This window comes from Vibrio owensii CAIM 1854 = LMG 25443 (assembly GCF_000817815.1).
Taxonomy (GTDB): Bacteria; Pseudomonadota; Gammaproteobacteria; order Enterobacterales; family Vibrionaceae; genus Vibrio; species Vibrio owensii.
On record NZ_JPRD01000025.1, the window covers coordinates 112344 to 124232 of the forward strand.

An 11889-nucleotide genomic window follows, 5' to 3' on the forward strand; every position below is an offset into this window, starting at 1 on the left:
TCCATCAAAGTTTCACAGTAACAGTAGTACGTTTGTAAATGGACCTGTATGAGGAATTAACTATGAAGAGACAAAAGCGTGATCGCCTAGAACGAGCTCAATCTCAAGGCTATAAAGCTGGGTTGAATGGAAGGTCTCAAGAGGCTTGCCCATATCAACAAATTGACGCTCGGTCGTATTGGTTAGGTGGTTGGCGTGATGCCAGAGATGAAAAACAATCTGGTCTCTATAAATAACTCTCCACATACAAACAGAAGGATTTGAAAGGGCTCGTTAAGAGCCTTTTCTGCATTTGATGGATAGGAGTATAGTTATCTAACAAAGAAAAGGCCCCTTAAAGGAGCCTTCTTAAATAATTAAGAGTAGGAGACTAGAAGCTTGAAGTGTCTTGGAATAAGCCTACTTTCAGATCTTTTGCTACGTAGATCTCTTTGCCATCTACACAAACACGACCATCAGCTAGACCCATCACCAATTTACGGTTAACAACACGCTTCATGTGGATCTCATAAGTCACTTTTTTCGCTGTTGGTAGGATCTGACCAGTAAATTTCACTTCGCCAACCCCTAGAGCACGGCCTTTACCTTTACCGCCAACCCAGCCTAGGAAGAAACCAACAAGCTGCCACATTGCATCAAGGCCAAGACAGCCAGGCATTACTGGGTCGCCAGAGAAGTGACAGTCGAAGAACCAAAGGTCTGGAGTAATGTCCAATTCTGCTAGGATCAAACCTTTACCGAAATCACCTTCAGTCTCAGACATTTTTGTGATGCGGTCCATCATCAACATGTTTGGTGCTGGTAGCTGAGGACCTTGTGGCCAAAGTTCACCTTGGCTAGAAGCTAGAAGATCGTCACGGTTGTAAGAATCACGTTTGTTTTGCATTATCAATTACTCCAATTTTTGATAGCTGCATCTTAGTGAACACGTGTACGCTAAACAACTCCGATCAGTACTAGACAAACCAGTTTTTGATGCGCTCCACAATTCCGACTGGATGCTCATGTCTTTCAAAGTTTTCAATACGTTCAGCAATTTTACCGATGATGCTATCGTCTTCACCACGGAACGGTTTAGACATCAGAATAGGAATAGCTTCATCGACAGTAGAAACTGACCAAATATGAAACTCACCATTCTTAATACTTTTTATGACATCTTTATGTAGAGCGAGATGTTTTAGGTTGGATTTAGGCATAATTACGCCTTGCTCACCTGTAAAGCCTTGGTGTTTACATACTTGGTAAAAGCCTTCAATCTTCTCGTTCAAACCGCCAACGGCCTGTACACGACCAAATTGGTCTACCGCGCCAGTAACAGCGATCTGCTGGTTGACCGGAGATTCAGATAGGGCACTCACTAAACAACAAAGCTCTGCTAACGAGGCGCTGTCTCCGTCGACTTCACTGTATGATTGTTCGAATACGATCGAGGCAGAGTAAGGCAGAGGTTCATCTAGGTTCAGAGCAGAACTCACAAACGCTTGCATGATCATCATGCCTTTCGCGTGTAAGTTACCACCAAGCTCCGCTTTACGTTCAACATCTGAGATATCACCGTCACCAAAGTGAATAACACAGGAAATACGTGCAGGCTCACCATAAGAGACAGGGTGTCCAGCCATATCAATGACAGTGAGGCCATTAATTTGACCGACTTGCTCGCCAGTTGTTTCAATGATCACTTGTCCATCAAGGATATCGTCTACTGCGCGTTGTGGTAGGTACGATTCACGATAATATTTGTCATCAATTGCCTTATCAATATCATCAAATTCGATCACAGAAGCATTTGAATACTGACTAGCAAGAGCCAGCAATTGGCTGTGCCACATTACTCCGAGTGGTAAATAGTGTTGATCTTCGGTGTAGCGCATACCAGCGAGAATAAGCCTTCTAAACGCTTGAGAGCTCAACGCTGGGTATTGATAGCGTTGACATACCCAATTAACTAGACCGATGTAACTACGCAGGCTTTCTTCGGAAAGATGTATATCTTCTTCAACCTCGGTATACATGGTAATACCAGCCGAGAAGTCTTCGTCAATGTACTCAATTTCCGCTAACTGATTGCGATCACCCGTTATAACAAGCTTTACATCGTATTCTTGGCTGCCAAGCGGAGAAGACGCGATACGATTAGGTGTCAAATTGGTCGGTGCAAAGCTTCCACCTTGAATGGCTGCTTTAATACTTGGCCATCGAGCAGCATTCGCCAAAACTAAGTTTGCTGGAACAATAAGGTAACCACCATGCGCTTTGGCGATTAAACCTGATTCAAATGTTGTTTGCCCATCTAGATTGACACTATAACGATCGAACAGCTCTTTTCCGTCCAGCGATTCTGTAACAACGACAGGAGTATCTGTTGCCACCTGCAAAGCATCACGGATAAATCCGCGATAAACCGAGTTATCCGTGCAGTTAACTAGCAGTATGCGAGTTAGGCCTCTCACATTGACGAATCGACGGACGGTCGCTTCCAGTCTTGGTTGTAAATCAATAAATGACTTTAGCGGGAGTGAAGGAGCGTTGCTCAGAATTTCTTCGTACTGCTCAAAAGAGGGGGTGACATCTTGCCAGTTAACTTGGTTCATTCAAATTCATCGTAATTTAGTCTTGTGCGCATTATAGCGAAACGATGATCAACTCCCTAGTAACAATTTGACCTATCCAAAAATTCTGCAAATTCAGTTGATTAAACCTTCGACAAATGAGTGATCAACATCGATACTTTTATGAGTTTTAATTGCTGAATTTGTGCATCTGGGTTACGCTGTCACCATATGCGCACTAAGGGTCGGAAGGATGAAATATCAGCAGCTTGAGAATTTAGAATGTGGTTGGAAATGGAAGTACCTCATCAAAAAATGGAAAGATGGTGAAGCCATCACTCGATACATTGATACGAGTGAAGTTGATGCTGCTATTGCCGAACTACGAAAGTTAGAGCATGAGCCAACACAAGTGCTAACTTGGATAGAAAATCACATGTCAGAAGAGCTTGATAATAAGCTCAAACAGGCAATTCGTGCAAAGCGCAAACGTCACTTTAATGCTGAGCAAGTACACACGAAAAAGAAGTCAATTGATCTTGATTACCGAGTGTGGGAAAAGCTCTCAAACCGAGCCAATGAGTTAGGGTGTACATTATCAGACGCCATCGAATACCTTTTATCAGAAGCTTCAAGAAGTGAGAAAGCAAGTATGAAGGTATCATCTTTGAAAGAAGATTTGAGTAAATTGTTGTCCAGCTAAGGAGTATCAAATGCTTTATGTAATATTGATTGCTGCTGTTGTCATTTTTTGGCTTATCGCTGTAGATAGACCCATCTTAAAGGTTAAATTCGAGAAAGGGCATATATCTAACGTGAAAGGTCATATTCCACCTTCTTTTAAACACAACCTGCAAGACATCGCTGAGCATGATCCCTTTGATGGTGAGATGAAAGTCTACAATCAACGTACTGGTATGCGTTTAACTTTCTCTAAAGAAGTCCCTAAGAAAGTTCAACAGCGCATAAGAAACGTATTCCCTCACCAAGGTTTTAAGTCAACTAAAGGCAAGAAACGAGCTTAAGCATATTATCAGTTACTTGTTCATGTTAAACGGAGCGCATTAATTGCGCCCCGTTTTTATATTAACTAAGTCAGTGAGTTACAGTTTTAGCTTTGACTAACCAAAAGGTAACTCTATGCGATACACTGTCACGTTTTTGCTTGTGTTATTTAGTAACTCTGTTGCTAAAGCTGATGACTCACAGACCAATCCCGTAGCGAACAAAATCAAAGTAGCACTTCAAAAGAAAACCAACAGAAAGTTTGATGGTTACTACGGTTATTGTGACTTGATGATTGAGATGGAGCATAAAGGCAAGAGCGCCAAGATCAAAAAAGTAAACGGAAGTGGCGATAAACGCGTATGCCAGTTCGCTAAGTCAAATGTGAAAATAGGAAAACGTTATCGCTATAAATTCTCTGAAAAGTACATACGATTACACATAACAACGGGGGATTAGTATTTGCTAATTACATTTCGGTAAGTTCGAATTACTTATAACTGGAATTAATGTCACATTTCGTTTACTGCATGTGGCTTTATAGATAAACTTGCCGACAGGAAAATAAAACAACGTTAGGAATATCAGTTTGTTGCTCACACAAAAAAATTACACACAAGAAGCAATGGACATCGCGGCCAAAGTATCGCAAGAAGTAGAGCTTAGGCATGCAAAATGGCTAGCAAGCATGAACCACCAAGTGGACCAGTCACAGGTGGACAAGCTTCTCAGTTTACAAGGGCGCTATTGCGACGACGTCATCTTCAGTGAAGAAGACCGAGTTACACGTAACCAAAGAATACTTCTTATCTGTGAACAAGAGCGAGTCAAAGAAAAGCGGCAGGTTGTTGAAGATAGACAGAAAACACTGCAAACAGTGATAAATGACGTGTCTAAAGTTGCCGAGCGAATGTTATTGAAAAAGCTAGAAGCTCTACCTATTAATAAGTTATCTAGCAATCTACCAGCATTCGAACAATTTGCATCATTTGCCTATACGCCATCTCTGAGCCTGCAAAAACTGACTGATTTAGCCAACAGCAGTCACCCGTTAAGTTCAACAATCGCTGATCTCATTGAAAACTCGAGGCTACGTGAACGAGGCAGCGCGGCAAAGAACAACTCAGATGTTCGAATTGCGATCGGTCGCATAGGAGTTGAGAATTGCCGCAAGTTATTCCCAGTATTGATGGCGCGTCCAATGATGAGATGGTCAGACAATAATACTAAGGTTCTTACTCCGAAGTTTTGGCAGCAATTGGTTTTAACCGCCAACATCACCAAGATGCGATTGAATGAAACTGATATTCCTGACCCCGATTGCGGAGTTTTAATCGGAACGCTTCGAAGTCTCGGCAGTATCGTGCTCATTAACCATTTTACCGACACGTTTGAAGATGCACTCATTGAAGTCATGCTGAATTACAGAAAGACTAACCGTAAAGATGAGTACTACGCGTGTGCTGATGTCCGACCCAATTCAGCGTTCTTGCCTAAAGTCATTGTCGATATGGAAGCGCTGGTGACGAAACGACTTGTGGAAAGCTTCAACTGGCCGAAAAATGTAGAACACATTAAAGTCGCGATTCTAGAGGACATAGAAAATAAACCTGTCTTAGAACGCAGCGTATATGGTGCAGCTTTGGCACAGGCTAGGGCATATGCAATCTACGATAACTTATCAAGAAGTGAAGTGTTTGCGGAAAAGCACAAACCATTTTGGTTTGCTAACGTTCAAATATCTGGAGAAGCGTTATCATCCATTAGAATGAGCGCCCCTGGAAAGATGACTCTTTTGATGTAAAAGGGTTACGACGTCACATATATATTTAAGGCGACCACGTTTGGTCGCTTTTTTATTGCCTGAAAAAGAGAAACCTACAGATGATAAATCTGAGTTCTTTGGTTTTTTAAAAATGACTAAGCCTTAGTGACAATGTCACTCAAAGAAATGAGCAATATTAGAAGAACTAACGCCAAGTTTTAAAATATGACGGAGCTACTTATCTAATCTTGAAAGCATGTTTCTAAGGCGATGGATTCCCAAAGTGTTTCCAGAATCTTGAAATTTTTTACTGACGTGAGTGACACAATATAGGACGTGAAAAATAAAGTGCATCTTCAAACATAACCGATGCAACCCAATAACTACCAAAAGAACAGATAGAGAATAAGTTGGCTAAACAAACTAGTGCAAGGTCAGCATAAGAACAATTAACGAAGAACTAGAACAATTGGTAAATTAGATTTAGTGAAACACAAAACAGAAACAGAGCTGTTAGTTGTCACGCTGATCGCAACGAGAACCCAGCGATTCGTGGTATGTGGGAAAACATAGCAAAAAAGTATAACGGGCTTGGATTAACAGGAATTTCAATGGCTTGTGGTGGTTTGGCTATGGTGATTTCGAGTCCGTCAGAATCATTATTACAGTGCGCATTATATGTGTTATGTTAAATGAAATGTCCACGTACGCCAATTCTTCTCTAGTTTGGTCTTCTATCCCTCTCAGATTTTAAAATACAGCGCTTTTTGTAGGTGTCATTAAACATAATGGTGATTTACCATAAAATACTTAATATAGATCTTAATAATCTTACGATTGTTAAGATCTATATTAATGCGCTACGCGAGTTCTACTAGTGATTGGATTGCTTGGTAGATATCTTGTCTTCGTACTGGCTTCGAAACAAAGCCGTCCATGCCAGCTTTCATACATGTTATTTTGTCACTCTCAAGCGCATGCGCGGTCAAAGCAATGATTGGTGTGCTGATTCCTTTTTGTCTGATCAACCTTGTTGCAGTTATCCCATCCATTACTGGCATTGAGACGTCCATTAAAATTATATCGATACTTTGTCGTTGTTCTTCCAAGAACGTTAAAGCTTCTGCACCATTACTGGCGATAAAAACGTTATGCCCAAGCTTGTTTAAAATAAGCTTAATGACTAGTTGGTTTGATTCTGTGTCTTCTACGACAAGAAGATTCATCGCTTTTGATGGATGATTTTGCTCTATCTTTACGGGCCTTTCTTGATTATTCCTGGTTAACACCGGAATCCTGATTTTAAAGTGTGAGCCAACGTTCTCTTCACTTTTTACGCTGATTGTTCCGCGCATCATCTCAACCAGATGTTTGGTTATAGCGAGCCCCAAACCAGTACCACCAAACCTTCGTGTTATTGAACTGTCGCCTTGATGAAAAGCCGTGAAAAGATGGCCAATCTTAGCTTTTGGAATTCCGATGCCGGTATCAGCAACAGAAATCATGAGCTCGCTATCTTTTTCAATCACAGAGATATCGATGCCACCAAAGTCAGTAAATTTGCTTGCGTTGCCAATCAAGTTAAAGAGAATTTGAGACAAGCGTGTTGAATCAATCCAATATTGCTTGTTTTTATCAAGGTTACAATCGAACTCAAAACACAAATTCTTAGCTGTAGCCACTTGTTTTTGTTGAGAAATGATAAGGGTTACGGCGTCACTTAAATCAGTCCACTGTTCATTCAAATGAAAGCTACCAGACTCTATTTTTGACAAGTCGAGAATATCGCTAATGATTGCGAGAAGCAGATCAGCTGAGCGCTCCATCTGATTAAGAACTTCTGATTGGTCTTCGGTTAAAGTCGATTGTCTCAATATATCGAGCATGCCTAAAACCGAGTTTAATGGAGTTCGAATCTCATGGCTCATCATGGCCAGGAACTCGGACTTAGATTGGTTTGCTCTTTCCGCTTCTTCTCTTGCTTTTGCAAGTTGCGAGGTGCGGACCTCTACGATACGTTGTAACTTTTCTTTAGTTTCAATATCGATAACAGCCCTTTCAATCAAAGGCCTGAAACGTCGGAGCGTCTCTTTGTTTTCAATACTGAAATGCCCTTTTTGAGCGCCGACAAGTATGATGATCGTTTGCGTTACTTCAGACCTAATGCCAGTTAAAAGCATGGAGCTTACCTGACTTTTTATAAAGGAGTTTAGGCTCTCAAACTCCTTTAAACGCATAGGTTCGAACAACAAAATACACTCGCCGTTAAGCGCTCGCTCTGTTGCGTTACCTTGTAACCAACTTACCCTATCAAATACACTATTGGTTGATAAAAGAGTCTTGAAACTTTGGCGATTGCTGTCACGTGTAATTACGATAAAGTCATCAAAATCAATATACTTTTTCAGAACATTGTTCAGCCCTGAAAAAATCTCATGCCGGTTTCTGGCTTCACTCATTGCGGAAATTGCAGATAAGATTGCTTTGTTCTCGTCTGCTAGTAATTTCTCTCTTTGCCTCGCTTCTTTTAGCTCGACAAGTGCCTCTTGTAACGCTTCTTGTTGGTATATCTCTAAATATTTATCTTTCATAAGGTTTATGGAAAATTGCTGAAGATATCATCAAGTTTCCATGTCCATTTTCGCCACCTATAAATCTTCCTTGCTCACCAAAAGTAAACGGGCAAATAAAAGGTAGGTTCTCTAATTCCTGGTTAATTTGTTCACAAACACTATTAATATCCTGCTTTAAGTGCAGCATAGGACCCGCACAAAAGATATTGATGACCCCTATTTTTCGAGACTCTTCTAACTTTTGATTAAAAGCCGCGTTCACTACTCTCGCCGCTCTAGCTACGAGGTGCTGGCGACTTCCTTGCATGAGGGTTAACACTTCACCTTCTTCAATATTTGTGAAAAGCTCGATACCCCCCTGCTCTGTTTCTCTTATTGGGTGAGACAGCTTGTAGTAAGGCCTCTCGTAAAGGTGCCCTGCAATGCGTCCCAGAGGGTAAGCACTAGAGTTTGTAAATAGAAAGCTTTCTTCATCGGATTGCGTTTCTTGATGATTGGTCCACTTACGGTAGACATCTAATGCGGGTTGGTTATCTATTTCTAAAAGGCAGCGCCCTTTCGTTTTTGTTGCGATGCCAGTGATGTCTGTTGGTGAGTGCCCAGCGCTAAAAGCGGTATCAACTGGTTGGGATGAATAAAATAGTGTCAGACTTACGCCGTTCTGCTCGTATCCTTGTGAAGTGATTACAGACCAATTCCCTTTAACATTATTGTCGGCTGACGAACCACCAATAATGGGAACCAAAGTGCCAAAGCGTTCATCGATACATTCAATAATTGATTCTTCATTTCCTGGGGTTGCGTGAAGAAGGATCAGATTCGGTACTTCACCTACTCGATTCGCATGAAGAAGCGCCATATTAAGTGCGTCATCAACGCTTGTTTCTATATTATCCCCATAGGTTGCAATGCCCGTCCCATACGCGTGTTGACCGGAATCATAAATCGCAAGTACGGCAATAACAGGCCCTTGATGGTATCCATGATTGGTCATGATCGCTTGGCATGAGCTAGCTCCGTGAACGGTTACCTCAGGAAAGAGTTCAACGAACGCGTTTTGGATTTTTCTGAAATCATACTCCTCTGTGTAATAACAGATGAGATGGGATAAGTTGTCCGGACTCAACTCAGAGCGAAATTTCTCTATTGCTAAACATTCATCAGTAATATGAGTAAATAATGATTGGCACTGCATACGGTTTTATTATTGTTTATCACTTTACTGTTATACCATTGCGAAAATTAAGCGCTAGGCAAGAAAGTATTAATTGCACAAAGAAGATACAATTATCTCGCGTCAGATCTGATTTATAAATGAACTCGGACAATATTTTCGTTTATTTTGAGATTAATTGCTTTTGTCTCAGAAATAACGCTCCAATCAATCTCCCTATATTTATCATCTAAGTTAATAAAATTGCCAGATTGATTTAGATCAATTTTTACACTATCAGTTTCCGAGCTTTCAATCGAAAATCCTTCTGAAGCCTTGTTTATAGTGATCTTTGCTACCCCAATTGTTACATCACATCGCTGTTTTTGTGAACAATCCACCTCTCTATCTTGCTCATAAGTAAAGGTGCGCCAGAAAAAGGCACCAATTAAAAGACTGAGCATGATTAAGATTTGTGCAAGTCTTGCCTTTGTTAACTTTTGTGCAGCCATAATTCCTAATATCCTTGTTACAAACTTCAAACTTTTTAAATAAAAAATGATTTCCAGAGGCCTTGTAAGGTTACTACTCTGTCATTGAATTGTTAATTCAAGTATAGTGTCACGCTGAAAATGCCACTTTTTATTAAAGTCAGCAATGGAAATAAAGTGATGATAACACTTGAATTCTAGAGTTTACTTGGGTGGTGTTACGACGCAAGTCGTGTTGGAAGTAAAGTGTAGTTAATTAGAAATTGGAAGCATGCAAATGAGCCAAGTAAAGCAGCTTGAACAAAACTACAACTATACAGTCGTTCGCCAATTTACCCTTGTGACCATTTTATGGGGCATAGTTGGTATGGCTGTTGGTGTTTTGATTGCCGCTCAGTTAGTTTGGCCACAGCTAAACTTTGATACGCCGTGGTTGACGTACAGTCGTTTACGTCCATTGCATACTAATGCGGTAATTTTTGCGTTTGGTACCAGTGCCCTGTTCGCGACATCTTATTATGTTGTTCAGCGCACCTGTCAAACTCGTCTTTTTGGTGGCCCACTCGTTGCCTTCACCTTTTGGGGTTGGCAAGCAATCATCTTAGCCGCAGCAATCACCCTACCTCTAGGTTTAACCTCTGGTAAGGAATATGCTGAGCTAGAATGGCCAATCGATATCGCAATCGCGATTGTATGGGTGTCTTACGCGGTCGTGTTCTTCGGAACATTGGTCAAACGTAATACCTCTCACATCTACGTGGCTAACTGGTTCTTCGGTGCCTTTATCCTTACAGTAGCAGTACTTCACATCGTGAACAGCATGGCTATCCCTGTGTCACTTGGTAAATCTTACTCGATTTACTCTGGTGCAGTGGATGCGATGGTTCAATGGTGGTATGGACACAATGCGGTAGGTTTCCTACTGACCGCTGGTTTCCTAGGTATGATGTACTACTTTGTCCCTAAACAAGCTGAACGTCCTGTTTACTCTTACCGTTTATCTATCGTTCACTTTTGGGCACTGATCTCTCTATACATTTGGGCTGGCCCTCACCACCTGCATTACACAGCACTACCAGACTGGACTCAGTCTCTAGGTATGGTGATGTCTTTGGTTCTATTTGCTCCGTCTTGGGGTGGTATGATCAATGGTATTATGACGCTGTCTGGCGCATGGCATAAGCTTCGCTACGACCCTATCCTGCGTTTCCTAATTGTTTCATTGTCTTTCTACGGTATGTCTACTTTCGAAGGTCCAATGATGTCAATCAAGACTGTAAACGCGCTATCGCACTACACAGACTGGACCATTGGTCACGTTCACTCCGGTGCATTAGGTTGGGTTGCAATGGTTTCAATTGGTTCTGTGTACCACCTTGTTCCACGTCTATTTGGTCAAGAGCGCATGTACTCGGTTAGCCTAATCAATGTTCACTTCTGGTTGGCGACTATTGGTACTGTTCTTTACATCGTAGCAATGTGGATCTCAGGTGTAATGCAAGGCCTGATGTGGCGTGCAGTTAACTCTGACGGCACACTAACTTACAGCTTTGTTGAATCTGTAGAAGCATCTTACCCGTTCTACTTCGTACGTTTCCTAGGTGGTTTCATCTTCCTATTCGGTATGTTCTTAATGGCATACAACACGTACAAGACGGTAACTGCGCCTAAAGAAAGCTTAAAAGCTATCCCTCAACCGGCATAAGGAGATTAAAGAATGAGTAATAATTCGAATAATCGCCACGAAATCCTAGAACGCAATGTCGGTTTGTTGGCTATTTTCATCGTCTTTGCAATCAGTTGGGGTGCGCTTGTTGAAATCACTCCTCTGATTTTCCAGAAGCAAACGACGGAGCCTGTAGAAAATCTACGAGCTTACACTCCTCTGGAAATGGAAGGTCGTGACATATACATCCGTGAAGGTTGTAACGTGTGTCACAGCCAGATGATTCGTCCTTTCCGTTCTGAAACAGAGCGCTACGGTCACTACTCTGTCGCTGGTGAGAGCGTTTGGGAACACCCATTCCTATGGGGTTCTAAGCGTACAGGTCCAGATTTGGCACGCGTAGGTGGACGTTACTCTGACGAATGGCATCGTGTTCACCTTATTGACCCGCGAGAGCTAGTACCAGAATCAAACATGCCAGGCTTCCCTTGGCTTGAAGAGAACGTACTAGACGGCAAACTGACACAGAAGAAACTAGAAATCTTCCGTGACCAGTTCGGTGTCCCTTATAAGGATGAAGAAATCGCGAATGCGGCTAAAGAAGTAGAAGGTAAAACAGAGATGGATGCAATCATCGCTTACCTTCAGTCTCTTGGTCATGCAATGAAGTAAGGGGGTCAT

General features: G+C 41.7%; 12 protein-coding genes and 1 pseudogene. 8 read left to right on the forward strand and 5 right to left on the reverse strand.

Features of this window, described 5'->3' with window-relative positions; translation table 11 throughout:
* Positions 1-62: 62 nt before the first annotated feature.
* The gene (gene rmf / locus H735_RS15620) at positions 63-236 is read left to right on the forward strand and encodes a ribosome modulation factor (RefSeq protein WP_005532367.1); all 174 of its coding nucleotides are present in this window, start codon (positions 63-65) and stop codon (positions 234-236) included.
* Positions 237-370: 134 nt separating this feature from the next.
* On the opposite strand, the gene fabA is transcribed toward rmf, so the two are convergent.
* Both fabA and H735_RS15630 read right to left on the reverse strand, forming a co-directional pair.
* Positions 371-886: a bifunctional 3-hydroxydecanoyl-ACP dehydratase/trans-2-decenoyl-ACP isomerase gene (gene fabA, locus H735_RS15625; protein ID WP_020197428.1), complete on the reverse strand. Its 516-nt coding sequence runs from the start codon at positions 884-886 to the stop codon at positions 371-373.
* Positions 887-956: 70 nt separating this feature from the next.
* The gene (locus H735_RS15630) at positions 957-2597 is read right to left on the reverse strand and encodes a S16 family serine protease (protein ID WP_020197427.1); all 1641 of its coding nucleotides are present in this window, start codon (positions 2595-2597) and stop codon (positions 957-959) included.
* A gap of 211 nt (positions 2598-2808) precedes the next feature.
* Here H735_RS15630 and matP point away from each other — a divergent pair, with 211 nt between their 5' ends.
* The 5 genes and pseudogenes from matP to H735_RS30170 form a co-directional block, all read left to right on the forward strand.
* Complete coding sequence (gene matP, locus H735_RS15635) at positions 2809-3258, forward strand: macrodomain Ter protein MatP (protein ID WP_020197426.1); 450 nt, start codon at positions 2809-2811, stop codon at positions 3256-3258.
* 10 nt (positions 3259-3268) lie between these two features.
* Complete coding sequence (locus H735_RS15640; RefSeq protein ID WP_020197425.1) at positions 3269-3580, forward strand: DUF3634 family protein; 312 nt, start codon at positions 3269-3271, stop codon at positions 3578-3580.
* A 115-nt stretch (positions 3581-3695) separates the two neighbouring features.
* On the forward strand, positions 3696-4019 hold the full coding sequence (locus H735_RS15645; RefSeq protein WP_020197424.1) for a hypothetical protein: 324 nt from the start codon (positions 3696-3698) through the stop codon (positions 4017-4019).
* A 130-nt stretch (positions 4020-4149) separates the two neighbouring features.
* The gene (locus tag H735_RS15650; protein WP_020197423.1) at positions 4150-5364 is read left to right on the forward strand and encodes an HDOD domain-containing protein; all 1215 of its coding nucleotides are present in this window, start codon (positions 4150-4152) and stop codon (positions 5362-5364) included.
* Positions 5365-5837: 473 nt separating this feature from the next.
* A pseudogene (locus H735_RS30170) lies at positions 5838-6017 on the forward strand (DUF3693 domain-containing protein); the annotation flags it as partial.
* A 168-nt stretch (positions 6018-6185) separates the two neighbouring features.
* Here the strand turns inward: H735_RS30170 and H735_RS15660 are convergent.
* From H735_RS15660 to H735_RS15670, 3 genes are all read right to left on the reverse strand, one after another.
* Complete coding sequence (locus tag H735_RS15660; RefSeq protein WP_020197422.1) at positions 6186-7916, reverse strand: response regulator; 1731 nt, start codon at positions 7914-7916, stop codon at positions 6186-6188.
* Entirely contained in the window at positions 7906-9093 is a 1188-nt protein-coding gene (locus tag H735_RS15665; RefSeq protein WP_020197421.1) for an FIST signal transduction protein, read from the reverse strand. The genes H735_RS15660 and H735_RS15665 overlap by 11 nt, the downstream gene beginning before the upstream one ends.
* A gap of 113 nt (positions 9094-9206) precedes the next feature.
* On the reverse strand, positions 9207-9563 hold the full coding sequence (locus H735_RS15670; RefSeq protein ID WP_020197420.1) for a hypothetical protein: 357 nt from the start codon (positions 9561-9563) through the stop codon (positions 9207-9209).
* A 256-nt stretch (positions 9564-9819) separates the two neighbouring features.
* On the opposite strand from H735_RS15670, the gene ccoN reads away from it, so the two are divergent.
* A complete protein-coding gene (gene ccoN, locus H735_RS15675) occupies positions 9820-11247 on the forward strand; it encodes a cytochrome-c oxidase, cbb3-type subunit I (protein WP_009706109.1) in 1428 nt (475 codons plus the stop codon).
* Between the two features lie 12 nt (positions 11248-11259).
* Positions 11260-11880, forward strand: a complete 621-nt coding sequence (gene ccoO, locus H735_RS15680) for a cytochrome-c oxidase, cbb3-type subunit II (protein ID WP_009697800.1) — start codon at positions 11260-11262, stop codon at positions 11878-11880.
* Positions 11881-11889 lie beyond the last annotated feature (9 nt).

Excerpts from the sequence above, each read along its gene's own strand:
- rmf (WP_005532367.1), top strand. The coding sequence starts at position 63 with ATGAAGAGACAAAAGCGTGATCGCCTAGAACGAGCTCAATCTCAAGGC.
- fabA (WP_020197428.1), bottom strand. The coding sequence starts at position 886 with ATGCAAAACAAACGTGATTCTTACAACCGTGACGATCTTCTAGCTTCT.
- H735_RS15630 (WP_020197427.1), bottom strand. The coding sequence starts at position 2,597 with ATGAACCAAGTTAACTGGCAAGATGTCACCCCCTCTTTTGAGCAGTAC.
- matP (WP_020197426.1), top strand. The coding sequence starts at position 2,809 with ATGAAATATCAGCAGCTTGAGAATTTAGAATGTGGTTGGAAATGGAAG.
- H735_RS15640 (WP_020197425.1), top strand. The coding sequence starts at position 3,269 with ATGCTTTATGTAATATTGATTGCTGCTGTTGTCATTTTTTGGCTTATC.
- H735_RS15645 (WP_020197424.1), top strand. The coding sequence starts at position 3,696 with ATGCGATACACTGTCACGTTTTTGCTTGTGTTATTTAGTAACTCTGTT.
- H735_RS15660 (WP_020197422.1), bottom strand. The coding sequence starts at position 7,916 with ATGAAAGATAAATATTTAGAGATATACCAACAAGAAGCGTTACAAGAG.
- H735_RS15665 (WP_020197421.1), bottom strand. The coding sequence starts at position 9,093 with ATGCAGTGCCAATCATTATTTACTCATATTACTGATGAATGTTTAGCA.
- H735_RS15670 (WP_020197420.1), bottom strand. The coding sequence starts at position 9,563 with ATGGCTGCACAAAAGTTAACAAAGGCAAGACTTGCACAAATCTTAATC.
- ccoN (WP_009706109.1), top strand. The coding sequence starts at position 9,820 with ATGAGCCAAGTAAAGCAGCTTGAACAAAACTACAACTATACAGTCGTT.
- ccoO (WP_009697800.1), top strand. The coding sequence starts at position 11,260 with ATGAGTAATAATTCGAATAATCGCCACGAAATCCTAGAACGCAATGTC.